The organism is Jeotgalibacillus sp. 10bf12, from assembly GCF_055597105.1.
Genome location: NZ_CP200276.1, coordinates 140228 through 157882, shown reverse-complemented (window position 1 = coordinate 157882; position 17655 = coordinate 140228). Strand labels below are relative to the sequence as shown.

The following is a 17655-nucleotide window of genomic DNA, read 5'->3' as shown; positions in this document are numbered from 1 at the left end:
AACTGAGCTGATGGTTTTAGTGGGCGACGGAGGCTCACCGCCCGGGGGCGGGAAAGTCCCCCACGAAAACCAGCAGCGGTTATGCAGAACTTTCAACTGAAAAGGTAGCTGCAGGCGTTACATAAACAAAATCAAAGCCGTTTGCGGCACATCCTAAATGAAAGAATGAAAGAAGGTAGAGCATGAAACAAAAAACGTTAGTACCTTATATGTTTGTCGGACCGGCAGTCATCTTATTTTCTATTTTTATGGCATATCCAATTATTTATTCATTAATCCTCAGCTTCCAGTCAGGTCAGGGAAGCAACCTTGAATTTACCGGATTTGATAATTTCACCAGGCTGCTGAGTGATGATATTTTCATCACTGCCTTACAAAACACATTTATTCTATTAATCGTCCAGGTGCCGATCATGATTTTTCTGGCACTGATTATAGCGAACTTACTAAACTCTGCATTATTGAAATTTAAAGGCGTATTCAGGGTATCCTTTTTCCTCCCTGCCGTTACATCGCTCGTAGCGTACTCTATTATCTTTTCAATCATGCTGATGAACGATGGTGTAGTCAATCAGGTGATTGCTGCAATTGGACTCGACAGAATCCCATGGCTTTCAGATCCTTTCTGGGCAAAAGCATCTCTTGTCATCGCAATGACATGGAGATGGGTGGGTTATAATATGGTCATTTTCCTTGCCGGGCTTCAAAATATTCCGGAAGAATTATATGAAGCGGCTAGTATGGATGGCGCAAGTAAAATCAGACAGTTTTTCTCTATTACAATACCGAATCTTAAGCCGGTTATTTTATTTACAACAATCCTTTCTACAATCGGGACGCTGCAATTATTCGATGAGCCGTTCGTACTGACAAATGGTGGACCGAGTGATGCAACGCTGACAATCGGGATGTACCTTTACCAGACAGGCTTCCGGTTCTTTGATTTCGGATACGCTTCAACAATTGCATACGTAATTGTAATTTTGATTGCGGTTATGACATTTATTCAATTTAAAGTGACGGGTGATCAGGAATGAAGAAAAACAAGACGACGAAAAGAATCCTATTATATATAGCTTTAGTCATTGGTGCACTCGTTTCTCTGTTCCCGTTCTACTGGGCTGCAATCGGAGCAACGAATACAAGTGGCAGCATGTTCTCGCAGCCGCCTACACTGCTTCCCGGCAGCATGCTGATGGAAAATATCCGCAACCTGGATGAATCAATCGGTATCGGTCGCGTGATGTTCAACTCATTATTTATCGCGGTAACGTATACAGTATTAGCGCTCTTTATTTGTACCATGGCCGCTTATGCGTTTGCCAAGTTTGATTTCAAAGGAAGAAATGTGATTTTCACGATTTTCCTCCTTTCAATGATGGTACCGTACCATGCAACAATCATTCCTTTATTTAAAATGATGGCAGCGCTGAACTGGTTAAATACGTATCAGGCAGTAATTCTGCCAAACCTTGCATACCCATTTGCGATCTTTTTGATGAGACAGAACCTGCTGGCATTCCCAACGTCGCTGATTGAAGCGGCGAGAATTGATGGAGCGGGTGAGTGGAAGATTTTCTTCCGTATTGTATTGCCATCAATGAAGCCGGCACTTGCAGCAACAGCGATCTTCCTGTTCCTGTATCAGTGGAACAGCTTCCTGTGGCCGTTAATTGCACTATCAACAACAGACATGTACACATTCCCTGTTGCACTTTCAACATTATTCGGTCTGTCACGTATTGACTATGGTCAGGTAATGGCGGGTGTAACAATTGCGACAATCCCAATTATTATTTTCTTCCTGCTTCTACAGCGCCAGTTTATCTCAGGGATGCTTGGAAGTGCAGTGAAATAAGGAGTTTTGACCATGCCGATCTATACGCATGACAGACAATTTCATCTACAGGGCCAGGATGTCAGCTATATCATCCGTGTCCTTGAAAATGGACAGCTCGAACATACCTATTTCGGTAAAAAAGTAACGGATCGCGCCAGCTTTTCAGGGCTGGCGCCATTTCCTAATGAGCCGCTCGGCAACGCAAACTTTCCGCTAAAAGAGAGCGGATTCACATTAGAGTGGGCAAGGCAGGAATACCCTTCTTACGGGACATCCGACTTTAGAGAACCTGCTATAGAAATTGAAGAAAAGCAGGGTTCAAAGCTATCGCACTTTATCTATCATGCTCATCGCATAACGAAAGGGAAGCCTTCGCTTAAAGGAATGCCCGGTGTGTATGGAAATGAGGATCAATGTGAGACGCTGCAAATTACATTAAAGGATCACACGCTTGAAGCTGAATTGCATTTATTTTACACCGTTTTCCATAAGCGGAATGTCATTTTAAGGCGCAGTGAGATTGCAAATAACGGAGCAGATTCTTTTTCAGTTAACCGTCTGATGAGTGCTTCAATTGATTTGCCGGATCATACTTATGAGTCTATTCAGCTTGATGGGGCCTGGATCCGCGAGCGCCATCTGCACCGGTCGGGACTGAAGCCGGGGATGCACGTGATCGATAGTAAAAAAGGTGTCAGCAGCTCATGGCATAATCCGTTCATTGCCCTCGCAAGACCACATGCAACGGAGCATGAAGGGGAAGTCATCGGTCTGAATCTGATCTACAGTGGTAACTACCGTGCCAGTGTGGAAGTCGACACCTATGATACGACGCGACTCATGATCGGTCTGAACCCGTTTGATTTTAAATGGATGCTTGGACCTGGAGACAACTTCTCAACACCTGAAGCAGTTCTTGTTTACAGTGATCAGGGATTAAATAAAATGAGCCAGAGCTTTCATTCGTTATATAACGATCATCTAATCAAAGGGTCCTGGCAGCATAAGGAACGCCCGGTTCTGCTAAATAACTGGGAAGCGACTTATTTCGATTTTGACCATGATAAAATCACCTCCATCGCAGCGTCTGCAAGTGAGCTGGGTGTGGAATTGTTTGTGCTTGACGACGGCTGGTTTGAAGGCAGAAATAATGACACAACCTCACTCGGTGACTGGACGGCAGATAAAAAGAAGCTGCCTAAAGGACTTGAGGGGCTGGCAGATGAAGTGAGAGAGCGGCAAATTCAATTCGGAATCTGGGTAGAGCCTGAAATGATCTCACAAAAAAGCAGACTGTACGAGCAGCATCCGGACTGGGTACTAAGAGCGCCGCACCGGCCGCACACGCCGGGCAGAAATCAAATGGTGTTGAATCTCGGAAAGAAAGTAGTGCAGGACTATTTAATAGAAGCTATTGGACACGTACTGAAAGATTCAAAAGCGTCCTATGTGAAATGGGATATGAATCGTACAGTGACAGAGGTGTTTTCTGATGAGCTGCCTGCAAGCCGCCAGGGAGAAGTCATGCACCGCTACATATTGGGGCTGTACCGGGTGCTTGAGGAGATCACATCAGCCTTTCCCGAGGTGCTGTTTGAATCATGTGCAAGCGGTGGCAACCGGTTCGACCCGGGCATGCTTTATTATATGCCTCAAACATGGACGAGCGATAACACAGATGCTGTAGAACGATTAAAGATCCAGTATGGCACCTCGCTTGTTTATCCCGTTTCCTCAATGGGCGCGCACGTATCAGCATCACCCAATCATCAGACAGGACGCATAACATCAGTTGAATTCAGGTTCCACGCAGCCATGTTCGGAGCATTTGGCTATGAGCTTGATCCGGAAGTAATGGATGCCACAACCCGCGATAAGGTCAGTAAGCAGATATCGCTATTTAAAAAGGAAAGAAAGCTCCTTCAGTTTGGAAACTTTTACAGGCTCTGCAGTCCGTTTGAAGGAAACGATACAGCCTGGATGACCGTATCACATGATCAGTCAGAAGCACTTGTTGCGTTTTACCGTGTATGTTCACAGCCGAATGCAGGGATGAAACGAATCCGCCTGAGCGGACTTGATCCTGATAAGATATATGAAGTTGAATGGCAGGAAGGCAGCAGTGTCATCCATCGTGAGTATGGCGGTGATGAACTGATGCATATCGGCTGGCAGATCCCGCCGTTTTTTACCGGTACAGTACAAACAGATCACACGCATTTTTATGGTGATTTTCAGTCTGCAGTATGGAAGTTTAAGGAGATGAAGAAAGGGTGAGCAAGATGAGTTCAATTGTCGCTGCATTTCTGAATCAATTTGCCGGTACAGAAGAGGACGTTCGCGTATTTTTTGCGCCGGGCCGGGTGAATCTGATTGGAGAGCACATTGATTATAATGGTGGACATGTACTGCCATGTGCGCTTGAAATCGGTACCTACCTCGCAATCAGGCAGAGACAGGACGGGCGAATCCTTTTTTATTCTGAGAACTTTTCTGAAGCAGGACAAATTGAAGTTGCGCGTCATCATCTGATCAATCACCCACAGGACCAGTGGACCAACTATGCTAAAGGTGTCATTCACCATTTACATGGTCAGCTACCTGATACAGGCTACGAAATGTACTTTTACGGCAATATTCCAAATGGCGCAGGCCTGTCGTCATCAGCTTCAATTGAACTCGTTACAGTCAGTGCGCTGAATGAACTGCATCAGCTGGGTCTCTCCAATATTGAAATGGTGAAGCTGAGCCAGCATGTTGAGAACCAGTTTATCGGTGTCAACTGTGGCATCATGGATCAGTTTGCCGTCGGTTTTGGCGAAAAGGATCAGGCTGTGCTGCTGCATTGTGAGACGCTTGAATACCATTATGTGCCGCTGGACCTTGGCAATCATTCAATCGTCATTGCCAATACCAATAAAAGGCGCGGACTTGCAGACTCTGCTTATAACGAACGCAGACAGACTTGTGAAAGCGCATTGGGAAAATTAAAATCCGTTTATCAGATCAATGAAATTTGTCAGTTAACTTCAGAGGATTTAGCGAAAGCTGAGGAGATACTGACTGATACTGAACATAAACGTGTCAGACACGTGGTCACTGAGAATGAACGTACACTCCGTGCAGTTGAAGTGCTCGGTGAAGGCGATCTGTATGCACTGGGGGAACTGATGAAGCAGTCACATGACTCTCTTAAAAGCGATTATGAAGTGTCATGCAGAGAACTCGACGTACTTGTGGATGCCGCGCTGAACCAAAAAGGAACAATCGGTGCACGTATGACAGGCGCAGGCTTTGGCGGGTGTACCGTGAATATTGTGGAAGATCAGAATATTGATACTTTCAAAAAGAATGTGGCTGAAGAATACAGAAGCCTTACTTCACTTGAGGCTGATTTTTATACAGTAAAAGTTGGAGAGGGTACAAGAGAACTAACAAAATCAGAAGCCTTAGCGCTTCAGATCTGACAGGAGGAATTGTTGTGTATGTAGGTGTGGATTATTACCCGGAGCACTGGCCGGAGAGCATGCTTGAAAAAGACCTGGACGGCATTAAAGAGCTTGGTGCGAACATGATCAGAATTGGTGAGTTTGCCTGGCATCTGATGGAGCCGCAGGAGGGACAGTTTGATTTCTCATTCTTTGATAAAGTGATCGAAGAAGCGAAAAAAAGAGATTTATCTGTCATGTTCGGAACGCCGACAGCGACCTTCCCGGCCTGGCTTGCTGCAAAGCATCCATCCATTTTATCCAAAGATGAATACGGTCACGTCCGCGCATTCGGTGGGAGAAGGCAGTATTGCTTTAACTCACCTGAATATAACCGCTACGCTGCCAAAATTACTGAAGAAGTTGTAAAGCATTTTGCGGATGAGCCGGCAGTTGTCGTCTGGCAGATTGATAATGAATTTGGTCATGAAGGCAGTGACTGGTGCTTCTGTGAGCATTGCCACAGCGGGTTCCATCAGTTCCTTGAAAAGAAATATCAAACGGTTGATCAGCTGAATGAGCGCTGGGGAACGATTTTCTGGGGGCAGACTTATAACAGTTTTTCAGAAATCCCGATGCCGGTACCTACTGTCACAACACATAACCCTTCTCTGAAGCTTGATTACACAAGATTCCGATCAGAATCAGTGAATCATTTCGCACACAAAATGACAGACATCACACGTGAACATGCAGGCAGGCATCAGCCGATCACAACAAATGTATCTGGCGGCTTTTTCGATAAAGCATTCGACCATGCTGAAAACGTCCGTGTAATGGACTTCGTTTCTTATGATAATTACCCGGTATGGGGTGGACTGACTGAACCAATTGCGCCTGCAGCGATTGCAATGACACATGATTTTAACAGAGGGCTGAAGGATCAGAACTACTGGATCGTCGAAGAACTTATGGGTGCGCAGGGACACAACGTGATTGGCTACCTGCCAAGACCGAATCAGGCGAAAATGTGGTCGTATCAGGCATTCGCGCATGGCTGTACCAACATGCTTTACTTCAGGTGGAGAGGGATGACAAAAGGAGCGGAACAATTCTGCTTCGGTGTTGTCGACCAGGATAATCGCTATGGCCGTAAATTTAAAGAAGTGCAGTCGCTATTCAGTGAAATTCAGCCTTATGAAAATGTGTTAAATGAAAAAATTGAATCCGATATCGCTGTCCTTTATGACTACGATAATATCTGGTCGTGGAAATCACAGGTACAGAGTGCAAGCTTTGACTTTAACGCAGAACTGTTAAGATTGTACGCACCATTTTACAGACACAATGCCTCAATTGACGTGATCCCTTCTGACCGTACTTTTGAGAAGTATAAAGTGTTACTTGTGCCGGTCATGCAGATCATTGATGATGAACTGGCTGCCAGACTGAAACAATTTGCAGCATCAGGCGGTACGATTATCTTTTCATTCCGCGCCGGCTTGAAAAACAGAGACAACAACATTCATTTTGAACAGACACTGCCAGGTCCGGTTGCAGACCTCGCGGGTATTGAAATTTATGAAACTGAAGCACTTGCCGCACATCAGTCTGTTCCGGTTAAAAGTAAAGATGGAAAGCAGAGCAGCGGTAAAGTATGGAGAGATCTTGTGACATCAAAAGGAGCGGAAGTGCTCTGGCGGTACAGCGATGAATTTTATGAGGAACAGGCAGCACTTACCCTGAATAAAACAGGTGAAGGCAGCGTCTATTATCTTGCTACAGGACTTGATGCAGAAGTCCTTGAACCGATCGCGCTGAACATTATCAAACAGCACGGCATCTGGCACACAGAGACGCCGGAAGGCACTGAAGCTGTGATGCGAAACGGACATCTATTCCTGATGAATCACACGGGTTCGACTCAAAATGTCTGCGGGGAAACATTAGCAGCTTATGGTTCAAAAGTGATAAAGTATAAAGATAACAATGGTCAGAAATGACACGGGTAGGTGGTTATAAATGGCGACTTTAAAAGATATAGCGTTAAAAGCAGGGGTATCTTTGGCAACGGTTTCGCGTGTCATTAATGATGATGCGACATTATCAGTAACCGCTGAAACGAGAGAAAAAATCCTTTCAATTGCTAAAGAGCTGAACTATCAGAGTGTGAAAAGGAAGACTGCAAAAAAGCCAAAAACGCTGCGCGTCGGCCTCGTTTACTGGTACTCAGAGGAGCAGGAGCTTGAGGATCCCTACTACCTGTCAGTCAGGCTTGGGGTAGAGCGTGCCTGCGTGGATCGCGGCGTTAACCTTGTTAAACTCTATAAGAACGAAGAAACGTATCGTGTCCGGAATGATGCGCCACTGGACGGCGTGATAGCAGTCGGTAAATTCAGTGAAAAAGATCTGACCACATTTAAGCAGTGGGCGCCAAATCTTGTGCTGGTTGACTTTACGCCATCTAAAAATGTGGACTCAGTAGAAGTAGATTTCCGCTCTGCTATGATCGATGTCCTCAGGCACCTGATCGACCTCGGACACGAGCGCATCGGCTACATCGGAGGTCATGAATATGTCCAGGATAATGAAATGGTCAAAGACGAGCGGGAAACGACTTTCTTCGAATACCTGTCTCTCTACCAGACATTTCACCCTGAATTTATCTGGACCGGAAAGTTTACAGCTGCAGATGGCTACACGCTGATGAAAGAAGCGCTGAAGCTTGAGAACGGACCAACTGCCTTTATCATGGGAAGCGACTCCATGGCAATCGGAGCCATGCGCGCTCTTCATGAAAAAGGCGTCCGCGTACCTGAACAGGTATCAGTCGTCGGCTTCAACGACATCGAAATGTCCCGCTACCTGCAGCCGTCACTCACAACCATCCAGGTACACACAGAATACATGGGCGAAGCAGCCGTCGATCTCCTGCTCGAACAGCTCTCATCCAAACGTAAAATCGCCAAAAAAGTCGTCCTGCCAACCACCCTGCTGGTACGCGAAAGCAGCGGACCCATTAAATAGTGATGATGTTGAACCCGGGTTTGGGAGAGGCCCGGGTTTTTTAGTGTGGTGGGCACGGAGTTAACTGCACCATTTTTGTAATGATTCTAAAAATAATTCACTCAACTCCTCCCCGGTGTGCCGCCTACTGCATGACTTAACACTCCCGAAAAGAAAAAGTGTCTAAAATGTGATAGGATAAAGGGGAAGTGAGAATCCTAAAAAGGGGTCGTTTTCATGAGGATTTTATTTATTTGTACAGGCAATACTTGCCGCAGTCCGATGGCTGAAGCAATTTTAAATCATAGAGATGAACCGCATATTGAGGTGCGTTCTGCCGGACTTTTTGCGATGGAAGGCGGCATGGCGTCACACAACGCACAGCAGGTACTTGAGGAGAACGGTTTGATGCAAGATCACCGCTCCCATTCAGTCACACAGTCTGATGTGCACTGGGCTGATTATGTATTTGCGATGACAAGCTCGCATAAAGCAATGTTGATGGAACAATTTCCGTTTGCAGCGGACCGTATTTTTACGTTGAAGGAATTTTCTTCTGAACGCGGACTCGATGTGTCGGATCCGTATGGGGGTTCGGTGGAAGTGTACCGTTCCACATTTAACGAGTTAAACAGATTAATGGATAGTATGCTGAAAAACCTTAATAAACAGGAACAGGGAGGATTTTAATATGAAAGTCGCATTAGCATCTGATCATGGTGGCACGAATCTGCGCAAGGAAATAGCAGATCTTTTACAGGAATTGAATATTGAATTTGAAGATTTCGGCTGTGACTGTGAGGGGTCTGTTGATTACCCTGATTATGCGCTGCCGGTTGCTGAAAAAGTGGCGTCTGGCGAGTTTGACCGCGGCATTCTGATCTGCGGGACAGGTATTGGCATGAGCATTGCAGCAAATAAAGTGAAAGGTATCCGATGTGCGCTTGTGCATGATACGTTCAGCGCAAAAGCAACGCGCGGACACAACGATTCCAATATGCTCGCAATGGGTGAGCGCGTCATTGGACCGGGACTTGCACGTGATATCGCATCAATCTGGCTGCAGGGAGAATTCGAAGGCGGCCGTCATGAGAACCGTATTAATAAGATGAGTGAGTACGAAGCGAAGTAATTATTTTAACTTTTTTTATAAATGACCAATTTTATAGATGCACAGCTGATGGATGGAGCGGAAGGGGGCGACTCCTATGGCAGGAAGGGACAGGTGAGGCAACGGCGAAGCCTGCTGGCTCACCGCCCGGCCATGGAAAGCGTCCCCCTGGAGCGGAAGCCATCAGCCCGTTCTGACAGAACCAAATAGAAAGAAGGGCTTGCGATGAATCAGGAATTGCTGTCAATCCTTGAGGAATACCAGGAACAGGCTTCGCTGAAAGAGGGGCAGCTATTTGTCATTGGCTGTTCAACTTCTGAAGTCATCGGTCGTAAAATCGGCACATCCGGCACAGATGAAGTCGCTGAATCACTGTATAGAGCCTTTGCACGATTTTCGACAGACACAGGTCTTCATCTGGCATTTCAGGGCTGTGAGCACATTAACCGTGCCCTGATCGTGGAACGTGAAACGGCTGAGCGGTACGGGCTTGAAGAAGTAACTGTCGTGCCTGTGCGAAAAGCAGGTGGTGCGATGGCATCATATGCATACCGTCATATGAAAGATCCGGTTGCAGTCGAGCGCATACAGGCGCACGGCGGCATTGATATCGGTGATACGCTGATTGGCATGCACCTGAAGCCTGTGGCCGTTCCGGTTCGTGTAGCAGCGAAATCTCTGGGAGAAGCCCACATCACACTCGCGCGCACAAGACCAAAACTCGTCGGCGGTGCGCGGGCAGTGTACGAGCTTGAATAAATAGATGGGCAACCGGTCTTTTTGAGGCCGGTTGTTTTTAGATCATAAAGTTATTTAAGCGTGCGTTCAAATAAGATGAGCGGTGAGCCAATTAAGGCAGCAGGTGAACCATAATAGCGGAGCGCTGAATCAATTATCTTATGTAATCCGGGCGCTGATTCAATAACGCCGGGGGATGAGCAAATGAATCAATTCACCTTCGGCAGCCACCGTAACACATGTGAAAAAAGCATCTAAAGTCATTCAACCTCATTGCATTTAATAAAAATACAAAAATTAAAAAGAAATTTTCTCGAAATATTCGTCTTTTAGATTAAAATAAGCGATGTAAGCGTATAACAACACCCCTTTTGTCAAAATCAGCATTTTCACATTCTCAAAAAACATGTTAAGATGAAGTAGATTTTTGACCAAAGACGGGAACAGACCCGAGACATGAGGGAGGATTCACAATGAATAAGATTCAACAGCAGGATCAGGCATTATTCGAAGCAATGCAGGATGAACTGAAGCGCCAGCGTACGAAAATCGAGCTGATCGCATCAGAGAATTTTGTAAGTGAAGCAGTCATGGAAGCGCAAGGATCAGTATTGACGAACAAATACGCAGAAGGTTACCCTGGACGCCGCTACTATGGCGGCTGTGAGCACGTTGATGTCGCTGAAAACCTTGCACGCGACCGCGCGAAAGAAATATTCGGCGCTGAGCATGCAAACGTTCAGCCGCACTCAGGTGCCCAGGCTAATATGGCTGTCTATTTCTCAGTACTAAAGCCGGGCGATACGGTTCTTGGTATGAACCTGTCTCATGGAGGTCACTTAACGCACGGAAGTCCAGTTAACTTCAGTGGTGAACTATATAATTTCATCGAGTACGGTGTAGGCGAAAAAGACGAGCTCATCGATTATGAAGATGTCCGTCAAAAAGCGCTTGAGCACAAGCCGAAAATGATTGTAGCCGGTGCGAGTGCTTACTCACGCACGATCGATTTCGCTAAATTCCGTGAAATTGCTGATGAAGTGGACGCTTATTTAATGGTTGATATGGCGCATATCGCAGGTCTTGTTGCAACTGGTGCACACCCGTCTCCGATACCATATGCCCATTTCGTTACAACGACTACACACAAAACACTTCGCGGACCACGCGGAGGCATGATTCTTTGTAAAGAAGAATTCGCAAAGAAAATCGATAAGTCAATCTTCCCTGGCGTTCAGGGCGGTCCGTTAATGCACGTCATTGCTGCAAAAGCAGTTGCATTCGGTGAAGCACTGAAGCCTGAATTTAATGACTATATCGATCAGGTTGTTAAAAACGCGAAGGCAATGGCAGAAGCGTTCAAGAAAAATGGGATTGATATCGTCTCTGACGGTACTGATAACCACCTTGTCCTTGTGAACCTGCGCTCGCTGAACCTGACAGGTAAAGTGGCTGAAAAAGTACTTGATGATATCGGCATCACTGTGAACAAAAACACGATTCCATTCGACCCTGAAAGCCCGTTCGTTACAAGCGGTATCCGTATCGGAACACCAGCTGTCACATCACGCGGCTTCAAGGAAAAAGAAATGGAAGAAATCGCAGAACTCATTGCAGAAGCACTTAAAAATCACGAAGATGAAGCAAAGCTGAAAGAGGCTGCAGTAAAAGTCGAAGAGATTACAAGCCGTTTCGCATTATACGAGTAAGTTCTTGAGACTGTCCTTAGTTGGGCAGTCTTTTTGGTTTGTTAAGGGCATGAAGAAGACGTGCGGGAGGTTGGATATGACATTCAAAACGTTGGAAAGCAACATCCGGGCACTGGAAAGCGACAAGATCCCGGGTGTATCGCAACAACCTGCAGCACAATTGCTACAACTCCAGCAGAAACATCGACATTCAGCCCCTCAGCCCGGCTCCAACCAGCAACCGTCAAAATATTTAGTACAATTACCATTACGTGACACTTCCCATACATCATACGGACCTTTCTTGTAAAAAACCTGCAAGTATGATAACTTTCGTAAGGATTTGCTTTATAATAAATAAGATGAAATAGAATTTACATAAAAGTTCTGTTAAAGTCCATTTTTTATTTGCGCAGCTGTGATTGGAGTGGAAGGCGGCGACTCCAGCGGGAGGTGACGGACAGCTGAGACCCCGGAAACGCAAAGCGTTGAGGAGGCTCAGCGCCGTCCCCGCGGAAAGCGTCCGCCTGAAGCGGAAATCAGCAGCCACCTTTAACAGAGCTTATTTAAAAAGGAGTGACAGGTGTGGGAAAAGTATACGTATTTGATCATCCGCTGATTCAGCACAAGCTGACGCACATCCGCGATGAACAGACTGGAACAAAGGATTTTCGTGAACTTGTAGATGAAGTGGCAACGCTGATGGCGTTTGAAATCACACGCGACCTTCCAATGGAAGAAATCGACCTGAAAACACCAGTAAGCCAGACAAAAGGAAAAGTTCTTTCAGGTAAAAAGCTTGCGATCGTTCCAATCCTGCGTGCAGGTATCGGAATGGTGGATGGCATTCTGAAGATGATCCCGGCTGCAAAAGTCGGACACGTTGGACTATACCGTGATCCTGAAACACTAAAACCGGTTGAATATTACGTGAAGCTTCCTTCAGACGTTGAAGAGCGTGACTTTATCCTGGTTGATCCAATGCTTGCAACAGGCGGATCAGCAGTTGAAGCGATTAACTCTCTTAAAAAGCGCGGCGCAAAAAATATCAAGTTCCTATGCCTTGTAGCAGCACCGGAAGGCGTTGAGGAAATTAAAAAAGAACATGATGATGTAGACATTTATATTGCAGCCCTTGATGAAAAGCTGAATGAAAAAGGTTACATTGTCCCTGGTCTTGGAGACGCAGGCGACAGATTATTCGGTACAAAATAAGCGAAACCATTAAAGGAGAAACTCATGTCTAAACGTATAAAAGTAATGACGATCTTCGGTACAAGACCTGAAGCGATTAAAATGGCTCCACTTGTGCTTGAGCTTAAAAAGCAGGATCAGTATTTCGAGCCAATCGTGACAGTGACAGCCCAGCACCGTCAAATGCTTGACCAGGTAATGGACATTTTCGGTATCACACCTGATCATGATTTAAATATCATGAAGGACCGCCAGACGCTGACTGGTATCACAACGCGTGCGCTTGAAGGTCTTGATCGTATTATGAAAGAGACTAAGCCCGACATCGTACTTGTTCATGGTGATACCACAACGACTTTTGTAGCGGGACTTGCTGCATTTTACAATCAGATTGCAGTCGGACACGTTGAAGCAGGCCTTCGTACATGGAATAAATATTCCCCGTACCCTGAAGAAATGAACCGCCAGCTGACTGGTGTAATGGCAGACCTGCATTTCGCACCAACCGATCAGTCAGCCAATAATCTTATTCAGGAAAACAAGCCTGAAGAAAACATCTTCGTCACAGGAAACACAGCAATCGACGCGTTATCCACCACTGTAAATGCAGATTATCAGAGTGATATTCTTGATCGATTAAATGGGGACCGTCTCATTCTTGTAACGGCACACCGCAGGGAAAACCTTGGTGAACCGATGAAGAATATGTTCCGTGCGATCAAGCGTGTTGTGGATGAGCAAAAGGATGTACAGGTTGTTTACCCTGTTCACCTGAACCCGGCAGTCCGTGAAATTGCTGATGATATTCTTGGTGGAGATGACCGCATTCATTTGATTGATCCGCTTGACGTCATTGATTTCCATAACTTTGCGTCAAAAGCTCATCTGATTCTGACAGATTCAGGTGGCGTACAGGAAGAAGCACCATCACTTGGTGTACCAGTTCTTGTACTGCGGGATACAACAGAGCGTCCTGAAGGTATCGCAGCAGGCACGCTGAAGCTTGCCGGAATCGAAGAAGAACAGATTTACAATATGGCAACGGAATTGCTGACAGATGATGCGGCTTACCTGGCCATGTCTAAAGCATCCAACCCATACGGTGACGGAAAAGCATCTGCCCGCATTGCAGAAGCGATCCGCTACTATTTCAAAGAAACAGATCAGCGCCCGGATACATTCCGTGTGTAAAAGAAATCCCGCTCCTGGGTTAGGGGCGGGATTTTGTCTAGCTAATTGGGGTAAGGGGGAGGGGAGATAAAATTGAAAGGTGAATGAATAACTGCAAAAGGTGATAGATATTTTTCGAAAGCCTATAGAATAATCCGGCCATACCCGCGCAAAAGCCGAATTACATAAAAGCGCATAGATATAATCAAAAAGGTGATCGAATAACCAACAAAGGTGAAAGAATTAGCACCCCCCCAATCCCTCCCAACCAGGCCCCATAAACAACACGTTCATCCGCCCGACACGCTGTCGAAAAGTGCCCGCAAAATTACTTAGTCACACCAGCGCAGGACACACCTCACACCAAAAAACAACTCTCAAGCACCATCCGAAAATCCGGTTTGTCAAAAATGTGAACACACAAACATCTATATGTGATCAATTGAACTTTTTGTCGAGATCGCGTTGACATCATTTAGTGCCTATTGTATGCTTTTAAAGGGTATAATGATAAGGTTTTCATAGACATAAAAATACACGTAAAACCTTGTAATATCCGCCCTCAATTTCATTCTCAGATTGTGAGGATGCACTCATGCGTCAGTCAAGACGTCCGTTCCATGCGATGGTCCTTTATTCGGCCATTCTGTCACAATTAACTGGCTCCGTACTCATCGGGATTTTTGGTGGGAGATGGCTTGATCGTCATCTGGAATCAGAACCGCTGTTTATGATCATCGGATTACTTCTGGGTTTATCAGCAGGAATCTATGCGATGCTTCGCACAGTGAAACAATTCGACTCAGGAGAGTAGCTAAATGCCTGACATCAGAAAGCATTTTTTACGGTACACCAAGTACATATTTTACTTGTTATCGATTTTTGTCCTCGGCTTCGGGTTCACACCTTTCCCGGATGTTTTTCTCGGTCTGATACTGGGAACTTCTTTCAGTCTGCTCAATCTTTGGCTGATGAAGAACAGAATGGAAAAGTTTGATCGTGCGATGGACGAAGGCAGAAAAGTGCGTTCGCTTGGAACACTATCACGTATGGCCTCAGCAGGAGTAGCAGTGCTCATTGCACTGGAATTTCCGGATTTCATTCATTTGATTTCCACTGTATTTGGATTAATGATGGTTTATTTCGTCATTATGATAGATTATTTATTGCAGCAAGTCCTACACAAGAAGCGGGAAGAGAGGTGAAATAAATGAATCATGAAGCGCCATTAGCAGAATTTCTGGGGCTGACCTTTAATCTCTCCAATGTCTTAATGATTACTGTCGCATCCGCAATTGTATTTTTGATTGCAGTCCTATCCACACGCGCCCTGGCAATGAAACCGACCGGGATGCAGAACTTTATGGAGTGGATCATGGATTTTGTGCGGAATATCATCAAGAGTAACATGGATTGGAAAACCGGAGGAAGCTTTCACATTTTAGGGATTACACTCATTATGTACGTTGCGATTTCGAACTTTTTAGGATTACCGTTTGCGATTACATATGATCACTATCTCTGGTGGAAATCACCGACAGCAGATCCAATCGTTACAATGACTCTTGCTGTTATGGTAATTGCGCTTACGCATTACTATGGCATACGCATGAAAGGCTTCAGAGAATACGGTAAAGACTTTTTCCGTCCAATGGGTTTCTTATTCCCGCTTAAGATTATTGAAGAATTTGCAAACACGCTAACGCTTGGTTTGCGTCTTTACGGTAACATCTATGCAGGTGAGATCTTACTTGGTCTTCTTGCAGGAAGTCTGGCAACAGGTTTCTTTGGTCACATTGCAGCGGTTATTCCAACGCTTGCATGGCTTGGTTTCTCCGTGTTCATCGGTGGTATCCAGGCATTCATTTTCGTAATGTTAACGATGGTTTATATGGCGCACAAAGTGAGCTCTGACCATTAATATATTTACCTGTTCAATTACTGAACAAACATTTTCAAACAAAAAATTATTTACCCACACTAAGGAGGATATATCCAAATGACAGGTTCAATTGGTCTTTTAGCAGCAGCACTAGCAGTAGGTTTAGCAGCACTAGGTGCAGGTATCGGTAACGGTATGATCGTATCTAAAACAGTAGAAGGTATCGCACGTCAGCCAGAAGCACGTGGAATGCTTCAAACAACAATGTTCATCGGGGTAGCACTAGTTGAGGCCGTTCCGATCATCGCAGTAGTTATCGCGTTCATCGTACAAGGTCAATAATATTTCACATAAAATGGCGAAGATCACATCGTGACATGCTTCGCCATTTTTTACAGAATATCTGATTTTAAAAATGTATTTCTACCTATTATAAAGACTGGTTGATGTTAATCAGTCATCGTCTTACGATTCAATACCAACTTTCCGTATTTGACTGACTTCTGAAGGGAGTGAAACGAGCGTGTTCACACTTGATGCATTTGTACTTGGAGCCAGTGGCTTCAGTGAGGGAGACATCCTTTTCCAATTAGCGATGTTCATCCTTTTACTAGCATTACTAAAGAAATTCGCATGGGGTCCGTTAATGGGCATCATGAAACAGCGTGAAGACCACATCGCAGGCGAAATCGAAGCGGCTGAATTAAGTCGTACAGAAGCGAAGCAGCAGCTTGAAGAGCAGCGCCAGCTTTTGAAAGAAGCTCGTCAGGATGCGCAGGAACTGATTGAAAACGCCCGCAAACAGGGTGATGCACAGCGTGAAGAAATTGTTCTTGCAGCGCGTGCAGAATCAGAGCGTATGAAAGAAGCGACACTTCGCGAGATCGAAACAGAAAAAGACCAGGCAGTTGCAGCACTACGCGAGCAGGTTGCTACATTATCAGTACTGGTTGCTTCTAAAGTAATTGAAAAAGAACTGACAGTTGAAGAGCAACAGCAGCTGATCAACGAAACAATTGCAAAGGCAGGGGATCTGCGATGAGCAAATCAACTGCAGCAGCGCGTTACGCACAGGCACTTTTTGAGCTTGCAGTAAAGCACGGCCAGACAGACCAGATCGAAGAAGATCTTCGCACAGTACGCCAGGTATTTACACAGACGCCTGAACTGTCTCAGCTTCTTCAGTCTCCTAAATGGTCAAAAGATCAAAAGAAGCAGCTGATCGAGAAATCATTCAGCGGCATTTCACAGCACGTGCTGAACACGATGTACATTCTAATTGACCGCCGCCGTAACAATGAGATGGTTGGGCTTGCAGATGAGTATATCAACCGCGCACTACATGCACGCGGTACAGCCGTTGCACACGTATCATCAGCAACAAAATTATCAGACGCAGATAAAGAAGCAATCTCTGCTTCATTTGCTCCGAAAGTCGGTAAGCAGCGTCTTGACATTCATAATCACGTAGACTCAGCACTTCTTGGCGGCATTCGCATCCGCATTGGGAACCGTATTTTTGACGGCACCCTTCGCAATAAGCTAAATCGCCTTGAACGTGAACTGAAACGATAAGATCCACGAAATGAGGGGTGACA

General features: G+C 45.5%; 19 protein-coding genes. All 19 read left to right on the top strand.

The annotated features are described in order from the left end of the window. The first annotated feature begins 182 nt into the window (after positions 1-182). The 19 genes from DH10bf12_RS00725 (at position 183) to DH10bf12_RS00635 (ending at position 17632) form a co-directional block, all read left to right on the top strand. Positions 183-1037: a carbohydrate ABC transporter permease gene (locus tag DH10bf12_RS00725; RefSeq protein WP_471736715.1), complete on the top strand. Its 855-nt coding sequence runs from the start codon at positions 183-185 to the stop codon at positions 1035-1037. After that, entirely contained in the window at positions 1034-1858 is an 825-nt protein-coding gene (locus DH10bf12_RS00720; RefSeq protein WP_471736714.1) for a carbohydrate ABC transporter permease, read from the top strand. Before DH10bf12_RS00725 ends, DH10bf12_RS00720 begins: the two co-directional genes overlap by 4 nt. 12 nt (positions 1859-1870) lie before the next feature. Continuing rightward, on the top strand, positions 1871-4117 hold the full coding sequence (locus DH10bf12_RS00715) for an alpha-galactosidase (protein WP_471736713.1): 2247 nt from the start codon (positions 1871-1873) through the stop codon (positions 4115-4117). Between the two features lie 5 nt (positions 4118-4122). Beyond that, positions 4123-5307, top strand: a complete 1185-nt coding sequence (locus DH10bf12_RS00710; RefSeq protein ID WP_471738272.1) for a galactokinase — start codon at positions 4123-4125, stop codon at positions 5305-5307. 14 nt (positions 5308-5321) lie between these two features. After that, entirely contained in the window at positions 5322-7271 is a 1950-nt protein-coding gene (locus tag DH10bf12_RS00705; RefSeq protein ID WP_471736712.1) for a beta-galactosidase, read from the top strand. A 19-nt stretch (positions 7272-7290) separates the two neighbouring features. Continuing rightward, positions 7291-8295, top strand: coding sequence for a LacI family DNA-binding transcriptional regulator (locus DH10bf12_RS00700; protein WP_471736711.1), 1005 nt, complete (start codon positions 7291-7293; stop codon positions 8293-8295). Positions 8296-8511: 216 nt separating this feature from the next. After that, a complete protein-coding gene (locus DH10bf12_RS00695) occupies positions 8512-8964 on the top strand; it encodes a low molecular weight protein arginine phosphatase (RefSeq protein WP_471736710.1) in 453 nt (150 codons plus the stop codon). Between the two features lies 1 nt (position 8965). After that, a complete protein-coding gene (rpiB, locus tag DH10bf12_RS00690; protein WP_471736709.1) occupies positions 8966-9406 on the top strand; it encodes a ribose 5-phosphate isomerase B in 441 nt (146 codons plus the stop codon). A gap of 204 nt (positions 9407-9610) precedes the next feature. Then, positions 9611-10144, top strand: coding sequence for a TIGR01440 family protein (locus tag DH10bf12_RS00685; RefSeq protein WP_471736708.1), 534 nt, complete (start codon positions 9611-9613; stop codon positions 10142-10144). Between the two features lie 452 nt (positions 10145-10596). Next, positions 10597-11832, top strand: coding sequence for a serine hydroxymethyltransferase (gene glyA, locus DH10bf12_RS00680; protein ID WP_471736707.1), 1236 nt, complete (start codon positions 10597-10599; stop codon positions 11830-11832). Positions 11833-11908: 76 nt separating this feature from the next. Continuing rightward, positions 11909-12121 (top strand): hypothetical protein, encoded by a 213-nt coding sequence (locus DH10bf12_RS00675; protein ID WP_471736706.1) that lies wholly within the window; start codon positions 11909-11911, stop codon positions 12119-12121. Positions 12122-12396: 275 nt separating this feature from the next. Beyond that, entirely contained in the window at positions 12397-13026 is a 630-nt protein-coding gene (gene upp / locus DH10bf12_RS00670) for a uracil phosphoribosyltransferase (RefSeq protein ID WP_039811537.1), read from the top strand. Positions 13027-13050: 24 nt separating this feature from the next. After that, a complete protein-coding gene (gene wecB, locus DH10bf12_RS00665) occupies positions 13051-14196 on the top strand; it encodes a non-hydrolyzing UDP-N-acetylglucosamine 2-epimerase (RefSeq protein WP_471736705.1) in 1146 nt (381 codons plus the stop codon). Between the two features lie 574 nt (positions 14197-14770). Beyond that, positions 14771-14989: an AtpZ/AtpI family protein gene (locus DH10bf12_RS00660; protein ID WP_471736704.1), complete on the top strand. Its 219-nt coding sequence runs from the start codon at positions 14771-14773 to the stop codon at positions 14987-14989. Positions 14990-14993: 4 nt separating this feature from the next. Next, on the top strand, positions 14994-15380 hold the full coding sequence (locus tag DH10bf12_RS00655) for an ATP synthase subunit I (protein ID WP_039811530.1): 387 nt from the start codon (positions 14994-14996) through the stop codon (positions 15378-15380). A 5-nt stretch (positions 15381-15385) separates the two neighbouring features. Next, entirely contained in the window at positions 15386-16096 is a 711-nt protein-coding gene (gene atpB / locus DH10bf12_RS00650) for a F0F1 ATP synthase subunit A (protein ID WP_134379076.1), read from the top strand. Between the two features lie 90 nt (positions 16097-16186). Next, complete coding sequence (gene atpE, locus DH10bf12_RS00645; RefSeq protein WP_039813889.1) at positions 16187-16399, top strand: F0F1 ATP synthase subunit C; 213 nt, start codon at positions 16187-16189, stop codon at positions 16397-16399. Positions 16400-16580: 181 nt separating this feature from the next. After that, positions 16581-17099, top strand: coding sequence for a F0F1 ATP synthase subunit B (gene atpF / locus DH10bf12_RS00640; RefSeq protein WP_471736703.1), 519 nt, complete (start codon positions 16581-16583; stop codon positions 17097-17099). Further along, entirely contained in the window at positions 17096-17632 is a 537-nt protein-coding gene (locus DH10bf12_RS00635; RefSeq protein ID WP_471736702.1) for a F0F1 ATP synthase subunit delta, read from the top strand. Before atpF ends, DH10bf12_RS00635 begins: the two co-directional genes overlap by 4 nt. Positions 17633-17655: the final 23 nt, after the last annotated feature.